This is a genomic window from Sulfitobacter sp. 1A13421, assembly GCF_043557285.1.
Classification (GTDB): domain Bacteria; phylum Pseudomonadota; class Alphaproteobacteria; order Rhodobacterales; family Rhodobacteraceae; genus Sulfitobacter; species Sulfitobacter faviae.
The window spans coordinates 592,135-613,697 of the sequence record NZ_JBIFFQ010000001.1; the positions used below are offsets into that span (position 1 = coordinate 592,135).

23 protein-coding genes are annotated in these 21,563 nt (G+C 64.7%); 8 read left to right on the forward strand and 15 right to left on the reverse strand.

Translation table 11 applies throughout. The features are described from left to right. Window positions 1-39: 39 nt before the first annotated feature. Window positions 40-1,038, forward strand: coding sequence for a polyprenyl synthetase family protein (locus ACGYLI_RS02935; RefSeq protein WP_394416931.1), 999 nt, complete (start codon window positions 40-42; stop codon window positions 1,036-1,038). Here ACGYLI_RS02935 and ACGYLI_RS02940 read toward each other — a convergent pair. The 3 genes from ACGYLI_RS02940 to ACGYLI_RS02950 form a co-directional block, all read right to left on the reverse strand. Then, window positions 1,035-1,907, reverse strand: coding sequence for a 4-(cytidine 5'-diphospho)-2-C-methyl-D-erythritol kinase (locus ACGYLI_RS02940; protein WP_394416933.1), 873 nt, complete (start codon window positions 1,905-1,907; stop codon window positions 1,035-1,037). The genes ACGYLI_RS02935 and ACGYLI_RS02940 overlap by 4 nt on opposite strands. Then, the gene (locus ACGYLI_RS02945) at window positions 1,904-3,613 is read right to left on the reverse strand and encodes a tetratricopeptide repeat protein (RefSeq protein ID WP_394416935.1); all 1,710 of its coding nucleotides are present in this window, start codon (window positions 3,611-3,613) and stop codon (window positions 1,904-1,906) included. Before ACGYLI_RS02945 ends, ACGYLI_RS02940 begins: the two co-directional genes overlap by 4 nt. Window positions 3,614-3,776: 163 nt before the next feature. Next, window positions 3,777-5,429 carry a 4Fe-4S dicluster domain-containing protein gene (locus tag ACGYLI_RS02950; protein WP_394416937.1) on the reverse strand — a complete coding sequence of 551 codons (1,653 nt, stop codon included), beginning with the start codon at window positions 5,427-5,429 and terminating at the stop codon, window positions 3,777-3,779. Between the two features lie 365 nt (window positions 5,430-5,794). On the opposite strand from ACGYLI_RS02950, the gene greA reads away from it, so the two are divergent. Together greA and ACGYLI_RS02960 are read left to right on the forward strand one after the other, a co-directional pair. Further along, on the forward strand, window positions 5,795-6,265 hold the full coding sequence (gene greA / locus ACGYLI_RS02955; RefSeq protein ID WP_394410518.1) for a transcription elongation factor GreA: 471 nt from the start codon (window positions 5,795-5,797) through the stop codon (window positions 6,263-6,265). A 14-nt stretch (window positions 6,266-6,279) separates the two neighbouring features. Further along, the gene (locus ACGYLI_RS02960; protein WP_394416939.1) at window positions 6,280-7,347 is read left to right on the forward strand and encodes a hypothetical protein; all 1,068 of its coding nucleotides are present in this window, start codon (window positions 6,280-6,282) and stop codon (window positions 7,345-7,347) included. Between the two features lie 9 nt (window positions 7,348-7,356). Here ACGYLI_RS02960 and ACGYLI_RS02965 read toward each other — a convergent pair whose 3' ends face one another. Genes ACGYLI_RS02965 through ACGYLI_RS02975 form a run of 3 tightly spaced genes read right to left on the reverse strand, consistent with a single transcriptional unit; the run spans window position 7,357 to window position 10,608 of the window. Then, window positions 7,357-9,120, reverse strand: coding sequence for a bifunctional molybdopterin-guanine dinucleotide biosynthesis adaptor protein MobB/molybdopterin molybdotransferase MoeA (locus ACGYLI_RS02965; protein WP_394416941.1), 1,764 nt, complete (start codon window positions 9,118-9,120; stop codon window positions 7,357-7,359). Continuing rightward, entirely contained in the window at window positions 9,117-9,719 is a 603-nt protein-coding gene (gene mobA / locus ACGYLI_RS02970) for a molybdenum cofactor guanylyltransferase MobA (RefSeq protein WP_394416943.1), read from the reverse strand. The genes ACGYLI_RS02965 and mobA overlap by 4 nt, the downstream gene beginning before the upstream one ends. A gap of 4 nt (window positions 9,720-9,723) precedes the next feature. Beyond that, window positions 9,724-10,608, reverse strand: a complete 885-nt coding sequence (locus ACGYLI_RS02975; RefSeq protein ID WP_394416945.1) for a formate dehydrogenase accessory sulfurtransferase FdhD — start codon at window positions 10,606-10,608, stop codon at window positions 9,724-9,726. 55 nt (window positions 10,609-10,663) lie between these two features. Here ACGYLI_RS02975 and ACGYLI_RS02980 point away from each other — a divergent pair, with 55 nt between their 5' ends. Beyond that, window positions 10,664-11,389, forward strand: coding sequence for an AzlC family ABC transporter permease (locus tag ACGYLI_RS02980; protein ID WP_394416947.1), 726 nt, complete (start codon window positions 10,664-10,666; stop codon window positions 11,387-11,389). Next, on the forward strand, window positions 11,386-11,712 hold the full coding sequence (locus ACGYLI_RS02985; RefSeq protein WP_067265610.1) for an AzlD domain-containing protein: 327 nt from the start codon (window positions 11,386-11,388) through the stop codon (window positions 11,710-11,712). Before ACGYLI_RS02980 ends, ACGYLI_RS02985 begins: the two co-directional genes overlap by 4 nt. 9 nt (window positions 11,713-11,721) lie before the next feature. On the opposite strand, the gene ACGYLI_RS02990 is transcribed toward ACGYLI_RS02985, so the two are convergent. The 5 genes from ACGYLI_RS02990 to ACGYLI_RS03010 all read right to left on the reverse strand — a co-directional run bounded on the left by ACGYLI_RS02990 (window position 11,722) and on the right by ACGYLI_RS03010 (window position 15,920). Further along, window positions 11,722-12,330 carry a hypothetical protein gene (locus tag ACGYLI_RS02990; RefSeq protein ID WP_394416948.1) on the reverse strand — a complete coding sequence of 203 codons (609 nt, stop codon included), beginning with the start codon at window positions 12,328-12,330 and terminating at the stop codon, window positions 11,722-11,724. Window positions 12,331-12,363: 33 nt separating this feature from the next. Then, window positions 12,364-12,498 (reverse strand): aa3-type cytochrome c oxidase subunit IV, encoded by a 135-nt coding sequence (locus ACGYLI_RS02995; protein WP_394416950.1) that lies wholly within the window; start codon window positions 12,496-12,498, stop codon window positions 12,364-12,366. 150 nt (window positions 12,499-12,648) lie between these two features. Next, entirely contained in the window at window positions 12,649-13,113 is a 465-nt protein-coding gene (locus ACGYLI_RS03000) for a DUF6173 family protein (RefSeq protein ID WP_394416952.1), read from the reverse strand. A gap of 3 nt (window positions 13,114-13,116) precedes the next feature. Beyond that, window positions 13,117-14,193, reverse strand: coding sequence for an MBL fold metallo-hydrolase (locus tag ACGYLI_RS03005; protein ID WP_394416954.1), 1,077 nt, complete (start codon window positions 14,191-14,193; stop codon window positions 13,117-13,119). Further along, window positions 14,193-15,920, reverse strand: a complete 1,728-nt coding sequence (locus tag ACGYLI_RS03010) for an acyl-CoA dehydrogenase (RefSeq protein WP_394416956.1) — start codon at window positions 15,918-15,920, stop codon at window positions 14,193-14,195. Before ACGYLI_RS03010 ends, ACGYLI_RS03005 begins: the two co-directional genes overlap by 1 nt. Window positions 15,921-16,078: 158 nt before the next feature. Between ACGYLI_RS03010 and ACGYLI_RS03015 the strand changes: the two genes are divergently transcribed. Then, window positions 16,079-17,020 carry an L-threonylcarbamoyladenylate synthase gene (locus ACGYLI_RS03015; protein ID WP_394416958.1) on the forward strand — a complete coding sequence of 314 codons (942 nt, stop codon included), beginning with the start codon at window positions 16,079-16,081 and terminating at the stop codon, window positions 17,018-17,020. On the opposite strand, the gene ACGYLI_RS03020 is transcribed toward ACGYLI_RS03015, so the two are convergent. After that, on the reverse strand, window positions 17,017-17,571 hold the full coding sequence (locus ACGYLI_RS03020; RefSeq protein ID WP_067265595.1) for a YqgE/AlgH family protein: 555 nt from the start codon (window positions 17,569-17,571) through the stop codon (window positions 17,017-17,019). The two genes, ACGYLI_RS03015 and ACGYLI_RS03020, sit on opposite strands and share 4 nt — an antisense overlap. A 164-nt stretch (window positions 17,572-17,735) precedes the next feature. On the opposite strand from ACGYLI_RS03020, the gene ACGYLI_RS03025 reads away from it, so the two are divergent. Beyond that, window positions 17,736-18,548 (forward strand): protein-disulfide reductase DsbD domain-containing protein, encoded by an 813-nt coding sequence (locus ACGYLI_RS03025; protein ID WP_394416960.1) that lies wholly within the window; start codon window positions 17,736-17,738, stop codon window positions 18,546-18,548. A 9-nt stretch (window positions 18,549-18,557) separates the two neighbouring features. Here the strand turns inward: ACGYLI_RS03025 and moaB are convergent, their stop codons facing one another. From moaB to ACGYLI_RS03040, 3 genes are read right to left on the reverse strand one after another with little or no spacing between them, the layout of a single operon-like run. After that, window positions 18,558-19,100, reverse strand: a complete 543-nt coding sequence (gene moaB / locus ACGYLI_RS03030; protein WP_394416962.1) for a molybdenum cofactor biosynthesis protein B — start codon at window positions 19,098-19,100, stop codon at window positions 18,558-18,560. Beyond that, window positions 19,097-19,711 (reverse strand): LysE family translocator, encoded by a 615-nt coding sequence (locus tag ACGYLI_RS03035; protein ID WP_394416964.1) that lies wholly within the window; start codon window positions 19,709-19,711, stop codon window positions 19,097-19,099. Before ACGYLI_RS03035 ends, moaB begins: the two co-directional genes overlap by 4 nt. Continuing rightward, window positions 19,704-20,468: a uracil-DNA glycosylase family protein gene (locus ACGYLI_RS03040; protein ID WP_394416966.1), complete on the reverse strand. Its 765-nt coding sequence runs from the start codon at window positions 20,466-20,468 to the stop codon at window positions 19,704-19,706. Before ACGYLI_RS03040 ends, ACGYLI_RS03035 begins: the two co-directional genes overlap by 8 nt. 109 nt (window positions 20,469-20,577) lie before the next feature. Between ACGYLI_RS03040 and ACGYLI_RS03045 the strand changes: the two genes are divergently transcribed. Continuing rightward, complete coding sequence (locus tag ACGYLI_RS03045) at window positions 20,578-21,525, forward strand: aspartate carbamoyltransferase catalytic subunit (RefSeq protein WP_322328326.1); 948 nt, start codon at window positions 20,578-20,580, stop codon at window positions 21,523-21,525. The last annotated feature ends 38 nt before the right edge of the window (window positions 21,526-21,563 follow it).

Genomic DNA, 21,563 nt, shown 5'->3' on the forward strand with positions numbered 1-21,563 from the left:
CGGATCACCGGCATGTCGAGCGGGACGCGGGAAATGATGATGAAAAGTGATGCAACGGGCAAACCGCACGACCGCATGGCGGCCTATCTAAGCGATGATATGGCGGCGGTCAGCGCCCTGATCCGCGAGCGGATGGCGTCGAAACACGCGCCCCGCATCCCCGAGGTAACCGCCCATCTGGTCGAAGCGGGCGGCAAGCGCCTGCGCCCGATGCTGACGCTGGCCGCGGCCCGGATGTGCGGCTATGACGGCCCCTATCACGTCCATCTGGCCGCCACGGTTGAGTTCATTCACACCGCGACCCTGCTGCACGACGATGTGGTGGACGAAAGCGCCCAACGGCGCGGGCGGCCTACGGCGAACCTTCTGTGGGACAACCAGTCGTCGGTGCTGGTCGGGGACTACCTCTTTGCCCGCAGCTTTCAGTTGATGACCGAGCCGGGCTCGATGCCGGTGATGCGCATCCTGTCGAACGCAGCCGCGACCATCGCGGAGGGCGAGGTGCTGCAACTGACCGCCGCGCAGAATCTGGCCACGGATGAACAGGTCTATCTACAAGTCGTGCGCGGCAAGACAGCGGCGCTCTTCTCAGCCGCGACCGAGGTGGGCGGCGTGATCGCCGATGCTCCGGAGGATCAGGTCACGGCGCTCTATGACTATGGTGACGCCCTTGGCATTGCCTTCCAGATCGTCGACGATCTGCTGGATTATCAGGGTGATACAGGGGCCACGGGCAAGAACGTCGGTGACGATTTCCGCGAGCGCAAACTGACCCTGCCGGTGATCAAAGCCGTGGCCAAGGCCGACGAGGAAGAGCGCGCCTTTTGGACCCGCACCATTGAGAAGGGCAAACAGGAAGAGGGCGACCTCGACCATGCGCTGATGCTTATGGCCAAACACGACACGCTCACCGCGACGCAGCGCGATGCCTGTGATTGGGCGGAGAAGGCCAAAGCGGCGCTTGCCCCCCTGCCCGACCATGAGTTGAAAGACATGTTGATCGATCTAGCCGACTACGTCGTCGCCCGGATCAGCTAAGCGGCCAAGATCGGCGCGGCGGCGACCCACCATCGCGGCGCCGCGCTGGCGATGCGATGGGCCGCGGCCTCGGCCTGCGCCGCCGTGGCGTAGAGGCCGAAACAGGTCGCGCCCGAGCCGGACATTCGCGCCAGCGCCGCATCGCTCAGCGCCTCCAGACAGACCCTGATGACCGGCTCCCGCGCGATGGCGGGCGCGGCAAGGTCGTTGCGTTGTGCGCTCAGAAAATCAATGAAGTCGGAAAAGCGCGCGAAGCTCGGGATCACCTTCGGCATCGGCAGCTGGTTCTTGTCGCTGAGCGCCGAGAAGACAGCGGGCGTCGGCACATCGACGCCGGGGTTCACCAGCACCATATGGCAAGCCGGCAGCGCGGAGAGCGGCGCGAGGATCTCCCCCACCCCCTGCATCCGCTGCGGGCCGCGGGTCAGACAGACCGGCACATCCGCCCCGAGCTGCGCCGTCTCTGCGGGCAGCGGAACGCCCCAATGCGCCGCAAGCAGCTCCAAGGCCGCCGCCGCGTCGGCAGAGCCGCCCCCGATTCCCGCCGCTGCGGGCAGGTGTTTCTCAAGATGCAGTGCTGCGCCACGGCCCGCGCCTGCGTCCAGCATCTCTGCCGCGCGCAGGACAAGGTTGCGCGCATCGGTCGGCACCCCTTCGGCCCGCGGGCCGCTGACCGTCAGGGTCAGATCATTCGCGGCGGCCACATCCAGCCGATCGCCCACACCGGCCCGCACCACCAGCGAATCCAACAAGTGATAGCCGTCGGCCCGCTGGCCGGTGCAATGCAGGGTCAGGTTCACCTTGGCCCAAGCCATTCGCGACGCCGCAGCGCCGGGGTCGGCGGGCGCCCCATCCTTTGAAAGGCTCATTCGTCCGCAGCAACCTTGAGCGGGGCCGCACCCTCTTCGGCCAGCACGGCGTCGAGCCCGACTTCCAGCTTGCGGCGCATCCGCTCGGGGTCGGCCTCGGAATCCGCATCCGTCAGGTCAACGAAAGAGAGCGCCCGACGCCACTGGAATTCGGCCTCGCGCTTGCGGCCCACGGCCCAGTAGACGTCCCCGAGGTGATCGTTCACCACCGGATCGACCGGCTCCAACTCGACCGCACGCTCCATCTGCTCAACCGCTTCTTCGTAGCGGTCCAGCCGGTAGAACACCCAACCCAGCGAATCGACGATATAGCCGCTGTCGGGGCTGGCGGCGACGGCGCGTTCGATCATCTCCAGCGCCTCATCCAAGTTGCGTTGCTGTTCGACCAGCGAGTAGCCGAGGTAGTTCAACACCTGCGGCTGTTCGGGGTTCAACTCAAGCGCGGCGCGGAAATCGGCTTCGGAGCCTTCCCAATCGCCGCTGCGTTCCTTGGCGATGGCGCGGGCGTAGAACAGCACCCAGCGGGCGCGGGCGCCCTCGGGCGTGCGCTCCAGCGCCGCGTCGTAGGAGTCAATGGCCGCCTCGTATTCCTCTTCGGCGCGCAGCATGTCGCCCAGCGTGGAATGCACGACCGGCAGATCGCCGTGGCTACGCGCCAATTGCTCCAGCACTTCGATGGCCTGCGCGGTCTTGCCCGAGCGGCGCAGCGCATCGGCGCGGCCCAGTTCGGCGGCGTGATAGGCCGGGCTGTCGGCAGGCAGGGATTTATATTCGGCAATCGCCAGATCATGCTCGCCAAGGTTCTCCAACAGGCTTGCCGTCAGCAGCAGCGCGTCGATATGTTCGGGGCGAAGATAGCGGGCGATGCGGGAATAAAGCAGAACGTAGTAGTCCCCCGCCGCCTCATTGCGCAGCACGGCGGCGAAGGTGAAAAACACCTCGGCCATACCCGCTTGGGCGTCGGGCATATGGCTGAAGGGCGCGGGCGTTTCCTGCTGCAAACCTTCGATCAGCCGCGCGATTTCGGGGTCGCTATCCGCGCCAAAACCGTCCGATAGCACGGCCAGCGCATCCTTGCTGCGCCCCAATTGGCCAAGAATCTCGGCATGGGCCATCACGCCGCGCCGGGTCTGGCCTGCGGCCCCTGCCTCACCACTGGCAAAGATCGCCTCCGCCCCTTCGAAATCGCCGACGCTCGCCAGCGCGAGGGCCTTGTGATACATCACGAAGCCCTGCATCCCGGCCTCTTCGCTCAGGCTGTCGAAAGCCTTTAGCGCGGCGGTGACATCGCCCGCCCCCATATGCGCCCACGCCTGCACCAGCCCGCCGACCCAAGGGCCGATGGCCGAGGTATCGCGTTCAAGCAGGGCCTTGTAATCGCCCTCTTTCGCCAAAGCGGCCACGAGGGTCATCTCGGCCACCTGGCTCTTGGTGCCGAGGGTGATCATATTGCGTGCCAGCGGCAGCGCCTTCTCCACCCGCCCGAGCGAGAGATAGGACAACACCGCGCTTTCCATCAGTTCGATGTTCTTCGGGTCCCGCGCCAGCGCTTCGGTGTAGTATCGCGCGGCCTCAGGGTAGTCGCTGTTCACGGCGGCATGACGCCCCGCCAGATAGGGGCCTGCGACCGATTGCGCCATCAGCGGCGCCGACAGGCCGATGCAAAGCGCCGCAACGCTGGTGAAACCTAGGACATTCCGAAACATGCAAACCGCCTCATATCGCTTTGCACGCAGGCTATCATCTTCGTGCCGGGGCGCAATGGCGGGGCGGTGATGTCGCCCGGGGCAGACAGGATTTCGCCGAAAAGACGAAAAAGACCGACATGCCTGCGCGTGCCGGTCCTTTAACTGTGCCTTTGGCGATGGCTCACATATTCGGGTAGTTCGGCCCGTCGCCGCCCTGCGGAGTGGTCCAGACGATGTTCTGCGTCGGGTCCTTGATGTCGCAGGTCTTGCAATGCACGCAGTTCTGGAAGTTGATCTGGAACCGCGTCTCGCCGGTTTTGTCATCCTCGACGAACTCGTAAACCCCCGCCGGGCAATAGCGGGCCGAGGGGCCCGCGTATTTCGGCAGGTTCACCTCGACCGGAATGCTCGGGTCTTTCAGCTTGAGATGCGCAGGCTGGCTCTCCTCGTGATTGGTAAAGGAGAAGGCCACATTGGTCAGACGGTCAAAGCTGAGCTTGCCATCGGGTTTGGGGTAGTCGATCTTCTTGTGCTTATCCGCAGGCTCGGTCGCCTCGGCGTCGGATTTGCCATGGCTCAGCGTGCCCAAGAGCGAGAAGCCGAGCGTGTTGGTCCACATGTCAAAGCCACCAAGCGCCAGCGACGCGGTGAGCCCGTATTTCGACCACAGCGGTTTCACGTTGCGCACCTTCTTAAGGTCCGTCGCGATCGGCCCTTCACGAACATCGGTCTCATATTCGGTCAGCTCATCACCGCCACGGCCCGCTTGGATCGCGGCATAGGCGGCCTCAGCCGCTGCCTTGCCCGAGAGCATGGCGTTGTGGTTGCCCTTGATGCGCGGCACGTTGACCATGCCCACCGAACAGCCCAACAGCGCCACGCCGGGAGCCACCATTTTGGGCATCGACTGATAGCCGCCCTCGGTGATCGCCCGCGCGCCATAGGCCACGCGTTTGCCGCCTTTGAGCAGTTCGGCCACCATCGGGTGATGCTTGAACCGCTGGAATTCCATGTATGGGAAGACATGCGGGTTCTTGTAGCCGAGGTGAACAACGAAGCCGACGTAAACCTGATTATTCTCAAGGTGATAGATGAACGACCCGCCGCCCGCATTGCTGTTGAGCGGCCAGCCCATTGTATGGGTCACGGTGCCTTCTTTGTGCTTGGCGGGGTCGATCTCCCAGATCTCTTTCATTCCAAGACCGTATTTCTGCGGCTCTTTGCCCTCATCCAGCCCGTATTTCGCAATGACCTGCTTGCTGAGGCTGCCGCGCACGCCCTCGGAGAGGAAGACATATTTGCCGTGCAGCTCCATGCCCGGCTCATAGCTTGGGCCGGGGGTGCCATCGGCCTGACGCCCCATCTCACCGGCAACAACGCCTTTGACTTCGCCATTCTCGCCAAAGACGAGTTCCGAACAGGCCATGCCGGGGAAGACTTCGACGCCCAGTTCCTCGGCCTGTTCGGCCATCCAACGGCAGACATTGCCCATCGACACGATGTAGTTGCCGTGGTTCTTCATCAGCGGGGGCATCGGAAACTCGGGGATGCGCAGCTTGCCCGCCTCGCCCAGCAGGTAAAAGTTGTCTTCCTTCACCGGCACGTTCAGCGGCGCGCCTTTTTCCTTCCAATCGGGGATCAGCGCATCCAGCCCGCAGGGGTCAAGCACCGCGCCCGACAGGATATGCGCGCCCACTTCCGAGCCCTTTTCAAGCACCACAACATTGCAATCGGCATCCAACTGCTTGAGCCGGATCGCAGCCGACAGGCCAGCAGGCCCGGCGCCGACGATCACAACGTCATATTCCATCGCTTCGCGTTCAATCTCGGCCATTTTGGTGCTCCCTCACGGCAAATTCGGTTTGGATTTGGCTAAACCACCGCCGCGCGCAATGCAATCGCGACCCTGCGTTTATTGCGCAAAACGTGGGCCCCGCGACATAACATGACGCACGACCCTGCGGGCCGCCGGTTCTTCCCCCTTGAGATAGTGCTGCGGCACCCGGTTTCACCACCCAAGCGCCGCGGCCCGCACGGCGAAAACGGGACCGGATTGACGGCAGTCAACCGCCGATCTCAGCGCCGTTAGCCCCTTGCAATTGGCGGGCAGTTTGGGTCAGGTATCTGCCAAGTTAACACGCAATTGGCCGCCCCCCGGCGAAAACCCGGGTGCGGCCCTCATTATGTAGGCACACCGCCATGGAAAAAATCCCGATGACCCGCGATGGTCACACCGCGCTCGAAGTCGAACTCAAGCAGCTTAAAACGGTTGAACGCCCCGCCATCATCAAGGCCATCGCCGAGGCGCGTGAACATGGTGACCTGTCGGAAAATGCCGAGTATCATTCCGCCAAGGAAAAACAGTCTTTCATCGAAGGCCGCATCAAAGAGCTTGAAGGCGTGATCTCGCTCGCCGATGTGATTGACCCCAAGAAACTGTCGGGCTCGATCAAATTCGGTGCCACGGTAACGCTGGTCGATGAGGACACGGACGAAGAGAAAACCTATCAGATCGTTGGCGAATATGAGGCCAATATCGAAAAGGGTCTTTTGAACATCAAATCCCCCATCGCGCGGGCGCTGATCGGCAAGGACGAGGGTGATTCCGTCGAGGTGCGCACCCCCGGCGGGCAGAAATCCTATGAGGTTCTCAAGATCGTCTACGCTTGAACGGGAAAGCTGACATGGCAGAGCCCGACGCTTCCGCATCCCCAGAGCAAGCCCCCCGCGCCCCGCGCGGCGGGAATGGTGCAGCACGCCCCACACCGATGGGCATCTACGACCGGCCCAAGGCCAATAGCATCACCGAGATCGAGGTCATCGCAGGCGCGCTTTCGTCGCTCTGGCTGCTTGGCACGGCGATCTATTTCACCTTCATCGCCGCCGAGGTGCCCGAGGGCACGCCCGACAGCGGGCTGCGCGGGCTGTTGATCCTACTGGTGGTGATCATGCCCGTCGCGATGATCTGGGTTGGGGCCACCGCCGCCCGCGCCGGGCGGGTCATGCGTGAGGAAAGCCAACGTCTGCAAGCCGCGATCGACGCGATCCGGCATTCCTATATCTCGCAACAGCAGGGCAACAAACCGGCGGGCGAGGGCAGCATTGCACGCAAGCTTGATGAACTCGCCGCCAGCGTCCGCAAGACCGAGATTGCGCTGGCCGGACTTCAGGGCCGCGATGCACCATCGCGCCCCGTCGAGCCGGCCCCCGCGCCGACACCGCCCGCCGCAGAAGAGCAGCCGACGCTGGCGCTTGGCACGCAGGCGGGCGACAGCGCGCAGCCGCTTTCTGCCGAGGATTTCACCCGCGCCCTCAACTTCCCCGAAACGGCGGAGGATCAGGCCGGTTTCGACGCACTGCGCCGCGCGTTGAAAGACCGGTCTGCCGCGCAGCTTGTACAGGCCGCGCAGGATGTGCTGACCCTGCTGAGCCAAGACGGCATCTATATGGACGACCTGCGCCCCGACCGCGCCCGCCCCGAAGTCTGGCGGCAATTCGCCAGCGGTGCGCGGGGCCGGACCATCGCGCCTTTGGGCGGCATTCGGGATCGCTCCTCGCTGGCGCTGGCCAATGCGCGGATGCGGCAAGACCCGATCTTTCGTGACGCCGCGCATCACTTCCTGCGCCGCTTCGACCGGACCTTTGCGGAGTTCGAGAAACAGGCCACGGATGAGGAAATCTCGATGCTGGCCGACACCCGCACCGCCCGCGCCTTTATGTTGCTGGGCCGCTGCGCGGGCACCTTCGATTGACGCGCGGCCCTAGCTGGTAAAACTGCCATAGGGGATGAAACGGACAGTATCGCCCGGCGTGATGTCGCGGGCGGCCTCGTCCAATTCGACCAGCCCTTCGGCCCAACTGAGCCCGCTGATGCGCCCCGACCCTTCGGAGGCAAAGACCTCGGCCCGGCCATCGCGCATCCGCGCGCGCAGGTATTCCCGCCGCCCGGCCTTTTTGCGCTTTTCGAAGGCGGCAGGCACATCAAAACCCTGCGGCTCCTGCCAGCAGCCCCCGGCCAAAAGCGCCATGGCGGGCCGGGCGAAGATCAGCGAACAGACCATCGCCGCCACCGGGTTGCCCGGCAGGCCAAAGACCGGCACCCCCTGCCACATCCCAAGCGCCAAGGGCCGCCCCGGCTTCACCGCGATCCGCCAAAGCTGCATCGCCCCCGCTTCGGTCAGCAGGGCCGAGACGTGGTCTTCGTCCCCCGCAGATGCGCCGCCGCTGGTGAGGATCACATCGACCTGCTGTGCCGCCGCATCAAGCCGCGCGCGCAGCGCGGCGCGGTCGTCGGCCACGCGGCCCAGATCCACCGCCTCATGGCCAAATTCGGTGGCGAGTTGCAGCAGCATCGGGCGGTTGGCGTCGTAAATCTGCCCGGCGCGGGCCGCCGCGCCCATTTCGACCAATTCGTCCCCGGTTGAGATCACACCGACCTTGAGCCTTTTGCGCAAAGACACCTCCGCCACACCGGCGGCAGCCAAAAGCGCCAGTTCCGCCGGACCGATGCGCGTGCCCGCGGCGAGGATCACGTCGCCCGCCTGCACATCCTCCCCGGCCTTGCGGGTGTTGGCCCCCTGTTTGACCGGCCCGTGAAAGCGCAGCACGCCCCCCTCGGCGGTCACATCCTCTTGCAAAATGACGGTATCAACGCCTTCGGGCAGTGCCGCGCCGGTCAGCACACGGATCGCTTGGCCCGCAGGCACCGCGCCGGGGCGATCCCCCGCCGCTGCACGGCCCGGCACCAGCGGCATCTCATGCAGCCCCTCGTCCCGGCTCCCGGCAAAGCCATAGCCATCGACCGCCGTATTGGGCAGCGGCGGATTGGCGCGGATGGCGGTCACATTTTCGGCCAAGATGCGCCCCCCGGCATTGGCGGCGGGGCAAGGCTCGGCCTCTGTCACCGCGGGAAGCCGCGCGCGCAGCAGGTCCAGCGCCTCATTCACCGGGGTCCAATGCACGCCGGGCGGCAGGGCGAAACAGTCGTTGCGCAGGGGCGGCGGCGCGGGCGTGGCGGCGGCCGCCGGGGTGGCGATCAGCCCCACGTTGCGCAGGATGAAATCGGCAATCGTACGGGTGTCGTTCAGATCGAAAACGGGCCGGTCCATTTCAAGCGCTACGTCGCTGGCCACCGCACGCACGGTCGGATCATCCGGCGCGATCAGCGGATTTCCCGTCTCGGCCCGATGCGCTTCGACCTTCGGATGGCCGTCGCGTTTGTAGCCTTCGATCAGCACCAGATCGACGGGCGAGAGCCGCGCCAGATGCGCCTCCAACGGCGGCTCATCGGCCCCGCGCAACTCATGCATCAGGGCAAAACGCGCGCCCGAGGCCAAAAGCACCTCCCGCGCGCCTGCGATGCGGTGGCGGTGGCTGTCTTTGCCGGGGTGGTCCACGTCAAACGTGTGATGCGCATGTTTGACGGTGGAGACGGTGAAGCCGCGGCCCGTGATCTCGGAGACCAGCCGCTCCATCAGCCCGGTCTTGCCCGCGTTCTTCCAACCGACGACGCCGTAAACCCTCATACCATCGCCTCTGCTTTCGCTAGATCTTCGGGCGTGTTCACGTTGAAGAATGCCGCCTCATCGGGGAAGAGTGTCTCGCGCCCGTCGTGGCGTTCCGTCCAGAGCACCACCTTGCGCAGCCCCCCCGCCAAAGCGCTGCGCAGATCGTCGCGCAGCGCCACGGGCCAGAGGCCAAAGGTCGGATGCCGCGCCGTGCCGCGTTTGGCGTCCGGCGTGGCGGCGAGGGCCAGCGGATGGGCCATGCCATCGGCGGCCAGCAGCAGACGCGGCACCAGATCGCAGGGGAAGAAAGGCGTATCGGCGGCAGCGGTCACAATGCTCTCGGCCCCCTCTTCGGCGGCCCAGTCCAGCCCGGCGAGCACCCCCGCCAGCGGCCCGGTGAAGCCCTCGATACTATCGGCCAGCACCGGGAGGCCCAGGTCGGCAAACCGCGCCGGATCGCCATTGGCATTAAGCGCCAGCCCCGCAACCTGCGGCTCCAGCCGGTCGATCACCGAGGACAGAAGCGTGCCCTGCCCCAGCGGCAGCAGCCCCTTGTCGCCGCCGCCCATACGGGTCGCCTGCCCGCCCGCCAGAATGACGCCAAGTGGTTGTTTCATGTAGTCAATCCTTCGCGCCCTTGCGCCCGCTTTTGCGCGGCTCTTCGGCCACGCTGACCGGATCCGCATCGCGGATCAACCGCCCCTCCCCCGCGAGACAGGTAAACCGCTGCCCGCGCATCCGTCCGATCAATGTGAGGTTTACCTGCTGCGCAATTTCCACCCCCCAAGCGGTGAAGCCCGAGCGGGACGCCAGCACCGGAATGCCCATCATCGCCGTCTTGATCACCATCTCAGAGGTCAGCCGCCCGGTGGTATAAAGCACCTTATCCTCAGCCCCGACCCCTTCGGAGAGCATCCAACCCGCGATTTTGTCGACCGCGTTGTGACGGCCCACATCCTCCATATAGACCAAAGGCCGGTCGCCTTGGCACAGCACCGTGCCGTGGATCGCTCCGGCTTCTAGATAAAGGCTCGGCGTGCGGTTGATCTTGGCCGCCAGCGCATAGAGGTCCGAGGTGCGCACCGGCGTCTCGGGTAGGTTCACCTCCGCCAGCCCCTCCATCATATCGCCAAAGACGGTGCCCACGGCGCAGCCGCTTGTGCGGGTCTTGCGCTGCATCTTGTCTTCGTAATCGGTGGCCCGTTTGGTACGGACGACGACAGTCTCAAGCTCCTCGTCATAATCGACGCCGGTGATCTCTTCATCCGGGCGCAGCATCCCCTGATTGCGCAGAAACCCAAGCGCCAGATAGGCTGGGTAATCGCCAATGGTCATGGCGGTCACGATCTCTTGCCGGTTGAGGAATATCGTCAGGGGGCGCTCTTCGACCACATTGATCGCCACTTCGGCCCCGGTGTGATCCACGCCAGAGACGCTGCGCGTCAGCCGAACAGCAGTCGGATCCGGGGCGATCAGATAATTGCTAAGTTCATTGTCTCGGGCCAATTGTATCCCCCTGCGGTTAGGTCTAAGCCTTTGACATTATATTTAAGAGTTCACCATGGCCATCACCACCACCAAATCCGCCTATCGCAAAGGGATCGTCGACGCACTGCCCTTTGTGCTGGTGATCATCCCCTTTGCCTCGCTCTTTGGCCTATTGGCGACCGAGGCCGGGTTGAACGTGTTCGAAACGCTGACCTTTTCGATCGTGGTGATCGCCGGGGCCGCGCAGTTCACGGCGCTGCAACTGCTGCGAGAAGACGTGCCCACGGCGATCATCCTGGCCTCTGCGCTGGCGGTGAACCTGCGCATGGCGATGTATTCGGCCTCTCTCACCCCGTGGATCGGCGGCGCGCCGCTGTGGCAGCGGGCGCTGGCGGCCTATATGACGGTCGATCAATCCTATGTCGCCGCGATGACGCAATATGAGCGCGACCCTGAGATGACGGTGCCGCAGCGGATGGCCTATTTCTTTGGGACCGTGACGCCGGTGGTGCCGCTTTGGTATATCTTCACGCTGATCGGCGCGATGGTCGGCTCCAGCGTGCCGGATAGCTGGGCGCTGGACTTCGCCATCCCGATCACCTTCCTTGCCATGATCGCGCCGATGTTCCGCACGCTGGCCCATGTGGCGGCGGCGGTCGTTGCGGTGGTCGTGAGCCTTTTCGCCGTTGAGGTGCCCTATGCGCTTGGGCTGATCATCGCAGGGCTCGCGGGCATGATCACCGGCGCGCAGGTCGAGGCATGGATGGAACGGCGCAAACCCGGGAGCATGGCACGATGATCGATAGAACCGCACTTTGGGTCGTGATCATCGGCCTCGGGCTGGGCAGCTTTTTCCTGCGCTTTGTCTTTACCGGATTGGTCGGCAACAAACAGATGCCCGCGTGGCTTTTGCGGCATCTGCGCTATACTGCCGTGGCGATTCTGCCCGCGCTGGTGGCTCCGCAGGTGATCTGGCCCTCGGCCACCGGGGGGCAGTTCGACCTGCCGCGCGTCACTGCGGCGGCGGTGACATTGGGCGTGGGACTGGTGACCAAGAACGTCCTCGCCGCGATCCTGTCGGGGGCCGCGGCGCTTTATGGGATGCTCTATCTGGTGGGGTAAGCGCGGGCGCTACTGCTGGGCCAGTTGCGCCGCGCGCAGGGCGTCGATCACATCGCCCTCATCGTCTTCGTAATATTTCGTCGTGGTGACACCCGGCAGGGCCTCGAACCGCTCTTGCAGCTTGACGGGATAGTAGGTCGACCCAACGCTTTGAAACCCCGGCAACTGGCTGAGAATGCCGCTGGTGGCATTGGCGCAAAAGGCACCAGGCACCGCGCCATTGGCGGTCACCAGTTCAAGCGCGCGTTCGGCCACCTCGGGGCTGACAGGAATTTCCTGACTGACCACATGAAAGGTGCTGCGCGCATGGGCCGATTTATAGGCCTGCAACCATGCGGGCGTCACACCGTAGAGCACGTCGCCACGCTCGGCCATGCGCGCGTCGCGGAACGATCCGGCGGGATCGAAGATCACCCGCTGCGACCCATTCACCATAAGCGCGCTATGCCCGCCGCTGCCGGTGCGGTTGTTCACCATGGTCAACAATGTGAGGGACGGCGGCTCGGGCGCGCGATAGGCCGCACGCGCCACGACATCGGGCGGGCTATCGGGGCTTTGATCCACCGAACAGCCAGCCAGAACGCCAACAAGTGCAATCGACGCCAAGAGTGTTTTCAAAGGACGACCCTCGCGCCTAGGGATAGGACGTGATCAACCGGCAAAGATCGCCAACAGAACAAGGATCGCGAGGATGACAACGGTGCCGCGAGTCACGAAGGTCATGAACCCGTCAAAGGTCTTTTGCTGCGCTTCGTAGTTCATGCTGCCGTGTTCATGTTCAGCCATTTTCGTCTCCCTAAGACAATTTGTTGGCGCTGATTAACCTATTCGCATCACCCTGTCACGGGGGGATGATGCGCAGAAAACCATACTAGCTTTGCGCAGAACTACGCGCTATAGGGGAATCTTACACTTCCCCGCACGTTATAGAGTCCCTCAGGTTTCGCCGTCTGCCAGATCGGCAACCAGCCGAAAGCCGATCCGTTGCGGCGCGGCATCCGGCACCTTTTTCGGCAAGGCCCGCAGCATCACGTTTAACTGCCCCACATGCTGCACCAGTTGCGCCCGCGCCCCTGCGGGATCGACGCCGTAAAAGGTGATGATATCGGGGTCGAAATACCCCATACCTTCGATCCGCAGCACCCCGGCGTCGCCCCCGGCAAAGCCGATGGCCGCCTCGTGGTCGTTGTCGAGCTTTTCCTCGAAATTCTTGAGATAAAGCACCACCCGCTCATAGGCCCATTGGGCGGGGGATTTCTGTATCACCGGCTTGTCGGTCACCGATTTGGGCAGGGGTTGATCGCCCGACTTGGGCTGATCGGTGCCCGTATGCACCTCATGCATGCGCGGTAATGCCGCAGCCTCATAGGCCTCGGCCGCCGTTTTCACCTCATCGCCCATCGCTCACCCCTTGCGCTGATACACCCATGCGCCGTCCGCCGCGCGCAAGCTGCGCGTGGCCTCTCCGGCTTGGTAAAGGTGGCTCAGATGGGCGACAGCTTCAACCAACGCGAGGCCATATTCCGCCTCACCGATGTTGCGTTTGAACAGCGGCGCGAAACATTCCGAGGCCGATTTAGGCGTGTCGATATAGGCCAGAAGCCTGCGCAGGGCGCTGTGATGGTTTTCGATCAACTGCCTCAGCCGCGTCGGCAGGCCGGTGAAGGGCAGTTTGTGGCCGCCGAGCACCAGATGATCCTCCTGCGCCAAGGGCACGAAACGCTCGCAAGCCTCCAACCACTCGCCGATGGGATCGGCCATCGGCTCGGTGGGATAAACGCCGATGTTGGGGCTGATGGAGGGCAGGATCTGATCCCCCGCGATCACCAGATTGTCATCGCGGCTCCAAAAGGTCGCGTGTTCGGGGGCGTGGCCATTGCCGATATGCATCTCCCAATCGCGCCCGCCCATGCGGATTACATCGCCCTGCCGGATGCGGGTGAACCCCAGCGGCAGCGGGGCCACCACATCGGCGAAATTGAAGGGCCGCTCATTGGCGCGTTTGTCATAGAGCGCCGCGGCCATCCCCGCCTTGCGGTAGAACGCAAGGGCTTCGGCGACCGGCACCTCTTGGACATCCAGCGTCAGCATCCGCGCGGTCAACCACGCGGTGCGCGTGGTGACCAGTTCCGCCCCGAACTCGCTCTGCAACCATCCGGCAAGGCCGATATGATCGGGGTGGTGATGGGTGACGACCACGCGCGAGATCGGCTTGCCGCCAAGCGGCCCCGCCATCAGCCCACGCCAAATCTCCTTGGCCCGGCGCGAGGCAAAGCCCGTGTCGATCACCGTCCAGCTATCGCCCTCGTCCAAGGCATAGACGTTGACGTGATCCAGCTTCATCGGCAGCGGCAGGCGGAACCAAAGCACCCCCGGCGCCACCTCGATCGCCTCCCCCTCGGCGGGTGGCACCTCCCAAGGATAGCGCAGCCCCTTGGGCGTTTTTGGCTCGGCGGCGGAGAGGGTGGCCTGCTCTGTCATCAGCTTCTCAGGTCTTCGACATCAAGCGCATAGAGGTCTTCCGCCCCGGCCTGCGCATGGGCCAGCAGGCCCTGATGCTCGGGCAAGAGCCGTTGGATATAGAAGCGCGCCAATTTCTCGCGCGCGCCGCTGCCGCCTGCGGCTTTCTCGGCCATCGCGGCTTGCAGATGTAGATGCCCGCCCATCACGCGGGCAAAGGCGCGCAGATAGGGGACGGCACCGGCGAAACGGGCGTTCATGTCCTTCTGCGCGGTCATCCACTCGGTCGCCTCGCGCAGGGTCTCGCTGGCCTGCCAGACCGCATCGGCCATGCGCGGGAAAGGGCCGCGTGCGGATTCGGCATGGGCTTCGATCTCATCCAAGAGCCGGTTCGCCGCCTCGCCGCCGTCCATCATCTTGCGGCCCACAAGGTCCATCGCCTGAATGCCGTTGGTGCCCTCGTAGATCGCGGTCACGCGCACATCGCGGCTGAACTGTGCCGCGCCGGTTTCTTCGATAAAGCCCATGCCGCCATGCACCTGCACGCCCATTTCAGCAACGCTGATGCCCACGTCGGTGCCGAATGCCTTGGTGATCGGGGTGAGGAACGCGGCCCGCGCGCCCCATTCATCCCCCTGCCCGGCGCGCGCCATATCGCTGGCATAGGCACAGCTCAGCGCAATCGCGCGGGAGGCAAAGATATCGGCCTTCATGCTCAAAAGCATCCGGCGCACATCGGCGTGATCAACGATGGTGCCGGTGCCGCCTTCGACGGGGGAACGGCCCTGCTTGCGCTCCAACGCATAGTCCAGCGCCAGTTGATAGGCCCCTTCGGCCGCGCCGATGCCCTGTTCGCCGACACCAAGGCGCGCGTTGTTCATCATGGTGAACATCGCCGCCATGCCGCCGCCCTCGCGGCCTACTAGCCAGCCGGTGGCCTTGTCATATTGCATCACCGCGGTGGGCGATCCGTGCAGGCCCATCTTATGCTCGAGGCTGACCACATTCACACCATTGCGCTGGCCCGGCGCACCATTCTCATCGGGGATGAACTTCGGCACGAGGAAAAGGCTGATCCCCTTGGTCCCCGCAGGTGCACCCGGCAGGCGCGCAAGAACCAGATGGCAGACATTGCCTGCAAAATCATTGTCGCCCCAAGAAATGTAGATCTTCTGACCAGAAACCGCATAAGTCCCGTCGCCATTGTCTTCGGCCCGGCTGCTCAGCGCGCCTACGTCCGATCCCGCCTGCGGCTCCGTCAGGTTCATCGTGCCGGTCCATTCGCCCGAGATCAGCTTGGGCAGGTACAATTCCTTGATCGCGTCGCTCGCGTGATGCTCCAATGCTTCGATCTGCCCTTGGCTCATCAGGGGGGCGAGTTGCAGCGACAGGCAAGCGCCGCTCATCATCTCGTTGACCGCGCTGGTCAGGGTCATCGGCAGGCCCATGCCGCCAAACTCCGGGTCCGCCGACATGCCGATCCAGCCGCCCTCGGCAATCGCGGCGAAACCTTCGGCAAACCCGGGAGAGGTGCGCACGACGCCGTTTTCCAGTTTGGCAGGGTGCAAATCCCCGCCCCGTTGCAGCGGCGCTAACACGTCATCGCAAAGCCGTCCGGCCTCTGACAGGATCGCGCCGGTGACGTCTTCACTGGCCTCAGCGAAACGGTCGGTGCTGCGAAGCGTTGCGAAATCCAACACGTCCTCGATCAGAAAACGGTAGTCATCCACGGCGGCGCGGTACGGCATATCATATCCTCCTGAAAGGCGCGCTTGTTCTGGCAAGCCTGACATGGCCCTGATAAAGGCTGGTTTATGTTGCCGCCAGCATGAAATGCCCGGCCGCCCCCCGCAACCCAAACGCGGCGTCACGGGATGCTGCATGATCCGACAGGCCGAAACACCCGATGACCCAGCCGACCGAGACCCTGACCGCCACGCCCCAAGGCATCGCCCGCGCGGCACGCCTGCTGCAAGACGGCGCCCTGGTCGCCCTGCCGACGGAGACGGTCTACGGCCTTGGCGCGGATGCCCGTAATGGTGAGGCCGTGGCGGGTATTTACGCCGCCAAGGGGCGGCCCAGTTTCAACCCGCTGATCGTGCATCTGCCGGATATCGACACCGCCAAACGCTATGTCGACTGGACCGAACAGGCCGACCGGCTGGCGCAGGCCTTCTGGCCCGGCGCGCTCACGCTGGTGCTGCCGCTGAAGCCCGACAGCGGGCTGTCGTCGCTGGTCACGGCGGGACTGCCGAGCCTTGCGGTGCGGGTGCCCGCCCATTCCGCCATGCGGCAGGTCTTGCAGGAACTCGGTGGGCCGGTCGCCGCGCCCTCGGCCAACCCCTCGGGCAAGATCAGCGCGACCACGGCGGATCATGTGCGGGCGGGCCTCGACGGGAAGATCTCCGCGGTGCTGGACGACGGTGCCTGCCCCGTTGGGTTGGAAAGCACGATCATCGGCCTGACCTGCCCCCGCCCCACCCTGCTGCGCGCAGGCGGTCTGCCGAGCGAGGCAATCGAGGCCGCGCTTGGCCAGACGCTGGAGGTCGTAGATGGGGCCGAGATCATCGCGCCGGGGCAGCTCGCCTCGCATTACGCGCCCGGCGCGGCGGTGCGGCTGAATGCGCGGACGGCGGGACCGGGTGAAGTGCTGCTTGGGTTTGGCGAGATGATCTGCGATCTCAACCTCTCCCCCTCCGGCGATCTGACCGAGGCGGCGGCGAAACTGTTCGACCACCTGCACCAGTTGGACGCCACCGGTCAGACCATCGCCGTGGCGCCGATCCCTGATCACGGGCTGGGCCGCGCGATCAATGACCGATTGGCCCGCGCCGCCGCACCGCGTTAGGCGTGCCCGGCTGAGGCCGACAGCCCCAAGGGGTCGATCCCCAGCGTCTTGAGCGCCGCGCCCCATTTCTCGGGGTCCGGCAGGTCGAAGATCACCTCAGGCGAGGCTTCGCAGGTCAGCCATCCGTTCTGGGCGATCTCGCCCTCCAACTGCCCCGGCCCCCAGCCCGCATAGCCCAGCATCAACTGCGCCTGCGCCGGGCCCTTGCCGGTGGCGATGTCTTCGAGGATGTCGCGGGTGGTGGTCAGGGCGATGCCATCGCCCACGCGCAGCGTCTCAATGGCCGAGCGGTATTCGTCGGAATGCAGCACAAAGCCGCGCCCCGTCTCGACCGGTCCGCCGAAATGCACGGCCAGCGATTTGGCCTGCGGCGGTGTGTCTTCGACCAGTTGATCCAGCACATCCGACAGGCGCAGTTCCGGGGCGGGTTTGTTGACGATCAACCCCATCGCCCCCTGTTCGGAATGCGCGGAAAGATAGATCACCGAATGCGCGAAACGCGGATCGCCCATGCCCGGCATCGCGACCAGCAGCTTGCCCGTCAGTTCCATCGTCTGCCCCGTCAACGCCCACCTCCTGAAGGTAACCTTTCTTTGAACATGGCCGCTTGCGCCCCACAAAACAAGAGAGGCGCCCCACCGTCCGCCGCATCGGCGAAACATGGATGATGCAAATGTGACTTGGCAGGCGCGGAAGGATACCGCATCAAGTCCGCATGACCATATCGCGCTTCTTTTCCGCCCTTCTCTCCTGTCTCGCCTTTGCCCTGCCCGCCGCGGCGCAGGAGGCTGTCGGCACGCCCTTGCGGGGCGATCTGCTCACTGGTTGGCAACAGTCTGACGGGAGGCGGGTGGCGGCGATCCGGCTGCGCATGGCACCGGGTTGGAAGACCTATTGGCGCAGCCCCGGTGACGCAGGCATCCCGCCGGAGTTTGACTGGTCCGGCTCGGACAACCTGCGCGATGTGCAGATCACATGGCCCGCGCCCAAGGTCTTTGACCAAGGCGGGGTGAACTCCATCGGCTATGCCCGCGAGGTAATCTTGCCGCTGACCATCACCCCGCGCCGCGCCGGTGCGCCGGTGACATTGGACACCAGCATCGACCTTGGCGTCTGCAGCGACGTCTGCGTGCCGCAGACCATCCACCTGCGCGCCCTGCTCGACACCCGCGACAGCAAGCCCACCCCGGCCATCGCCGCCGCCTTTGCCGCGCGGCCCTATTCCGGCGCTGAGGCCGGATTAAAAAGCGCCCATTGCAGCCTGCGCCCCACCGCGCGGGGGCTGGAGATCGAAACCCGGCTGGCCCTGCCCTCTGCCGGGGGCAAGGAGACCGTGGTGATCGAACCCGGCAATCCCAACATGTGGATGAGCGAGACAGTGAGCCAGCGGTCGGGCAATACGCTTATCGCCAGCGGCGAGATGATCGCCGAGAACGGCACCGCGCTGGCGCTCGACCGTTCCGCCATTCGGATCACGGTGATCGGCAAGAACCACGCGGTCGAGGTGACGGGCTGCAGCTCTGGCTAAACCTGCGCGCTACTTGCGGCGCTGATGCTCGTCCAGCCGCGGCATGATCTCGACGAAGTTGCAGGGCATGTGGCGGTAGTCCAACTGTTTGAGCAAGATGCCATCCCATGCGTCTTTACATGCCCCCGGGCTGCCCGGCAGCGCGAACAGATACGTCCCCTGCGCCACGCCGCCTGTGGCCCGGCTTTGCACCGCGCTGGTGCCGATCTTCTCCATCGAGATCCGGGTGAAGACCGTGCCGAAGGCGTCGATCTCTTTCTCATAGACATCGCGGTGCGCCTCGACCGTCACGTCGCGCCCCGTGAGGCCGGTGCCGCCGGTGCTGATCACCACGTCGATCTCAGGGTCCGCGCACCAGTCACGCAGAAGCGCTGCGATGGCGGGGCGGTCGTCGGTCACGATCTCGCGCGCGGCCAGCACATGGCCCGCCGCTTCGATCCGCGCGACCAACACGTCGCCCGAACGGTCCTGGGCCAAGCTGCGGCTGTCCGAGACGGTCAGCACGGCGATTCTTACGGGGATGAACGCCCGGCTGTCATCGATCCTGCTCATGTCCGCTCCATCATTGCCAAACGCGCGGCCAAAGCCACGAAAATACCACTGCTGATCCAGCCCAGCAGCCGCCCGCCACCCGCCAAACGCCGTCCGATCCCGGCGGCAAAGACACCCACCGCGCCGTTGATGACGAAACCGCCCAGTGCCAGCACCGCACCAAAGGTCAGGAACTGCACCAAGACCGGCCCGGCCTCGGGCACCACGAATTGCGGCAGGAAGGCCAGCACGAAAAGGATCACCTTAGGGTTTGTCAGATTGACGGCAAAACCAGTGTTGAAAGCGCGCCAGCCGCCCATGCCGGGCGTCGTATCGCGCGGCTTTCCAGCCTGCCGCAGCGTCTGCACCGCAAGCCAGAGCAGATAGACCACGCCGAGCCAGCGGATCATGTCCAGCGCCCAAGGCAGCGCCGCGACGACCGCGCCCAGCCCCAACCCGGCCAAGGCCACATGCACCAGCACGCCCGCCGAAATTCCCGCGCTCGCCGCCAATGCGGCACGCGGGCCCGAGCGCAGCCCTTGCCCAAGGCAGAACATCATATCCGCCCCCGGCGTGAGGTTCAGCGCCAAGGCGGCGGGCACGAAGGCCAAAAGGGTCAGCGCATCAACCATCGCGCAGCTTGGCCTGAACGCTAAGCAAATCGGCCCAAGCCTCGCGCTTGGCCTCGGGATTGCGCAGCAGGTAGCCGGGATGCACCATCGGCATGCAAGAAAGATCGGCGGCCTTGGTCCAATTGCCGCGCAGGCGCATGATGCTGCGTTTCTCCAAAAGCGACTGGCAAGACCAATTGCCAAAGAGCACCAGCACCCTAGGCTTGGCCAATTCGATATGACGCTGCACAAAGGGGCGCATCATCGCGATCTCATCTGGCTTCGGGTCGCGCCCCTGCGGCGTGCGCCACGGCAGGATGTTCGACAGATAGACATTGCGGTCGCGCCCCATGTCGATCGCCGCCAGCATCCGATCGAGCATCTGACCCGCACGCCCCACGAAGGGCTTGCCCGCGCGGTCTTCGTCCCGGTCGGGGGATTCGCCCAAGATCATCAGCGGCGCGCCGGGAACCCCATCGGCAAAGACCAGATTGCGCGCGCCCTTGTGCAGCTCGCAATGCTCGAACCCTTGGATCGCGGCGCGAAGCTCTTCCAAGCTCTGAGCACCCTGCGCGGCGCGGCGGGCCAGCGCCACCGGGTCGGGTTGCTCAGAGGCTTGCAGGGGCTGCGGCCCTTTGGCCAGTTTGGCGCTGGCCTTGGGCGGGCTTGCGGGCACCTCATAGCGGTTGACCGGCGCGTCGCAGATCGCCTCGGTCGCGCCAAGCTCGACCTGCCACGCCAGCATCTCTGCCGCCTGATGATAATCAAATGATTCCATGACCCGCAGCTTACGCCCTGTGGGCGAGAGGCGAAATGCCCTATCGCTGCGCTTTACGCGCCAAGCCACCCGCGCCTATAAGGCGGCAACAGCAGAAGGGATCGCCACCATGTCATTCGCCCATCGCCACCTGCTTGGCATCGAGCAGCTCTCGCAATCCGACATTACCACCCTTCTGGACTTGGCCGACACCTATGCCGACCGGAACCGCCAACCGAACAAACATTCCGACGCGCTGCGCGGGCTGACCCAGATCAACATGTTTTTCGAGAACTCCACCCGCACGCAGGCGAGTTTCGAGATCGCGGGCAAACGTCTTGGCGCAGATGTGATGAATATGGCGATGCAGGCCAGTTCGATTAAAAAGGGTGAGACGCTGATCGACACGGCGATGACGCTGAATGCCATGCACCCCGATCTTCTGGTCGTGCGCCACCCGCAATCCGGCGCGGTGGACCTGCTGGCCCAAAAGGTGAACTGCGCCGTGCTGAACGCGGGCGACGGGCGGCACGAACACCCCACGCAGGCGCTCTTGGACGCGCTGACGATCCGCCGCGCCAAGGGGCGGCTGCACCGGCTCAGCATCGCGATCTGCGGTGACATCGCTCACAGCCGCGTGGCACGGTCGAACATCCTGCTTTTGGGCAAGATGGAAAACCGCATCCGCCTTGTCGGCCCGCCGACCCTGATGCCGAGCCAGATCGACCAGTTCGGCGTCGAGGTCTTCGACGACATGAAAAAGGGTCTCGAAGGCGTCGACGTGGTGATGATGCTGCGGCTTCAGAAAGAGCGGATGGACGGCGGCTTCATCCCGTCGGAGCGCGAGTATTACCACCGCTATGGGCTAGATGCCGAAAAGCTCGCCCATGCCAGCCCCGAGGCCATTGTCATGCACCCCGGTCCGATGAACCGCGGGGTGGAGATCGACGGCACCTTGGCCGACGACATCAACCGTTCCGTTATTCAGGATCAGGTCGAGATGGGAGTCGCCGTGCGCATGGCCGCGATGGACCTGCTCGCGCGCAACCACATCGCCGCCCAACCCGGCGCGGCCTGACCGGAACCCCGACGGGCCAAGCGGCGTTTTCCTGAGAA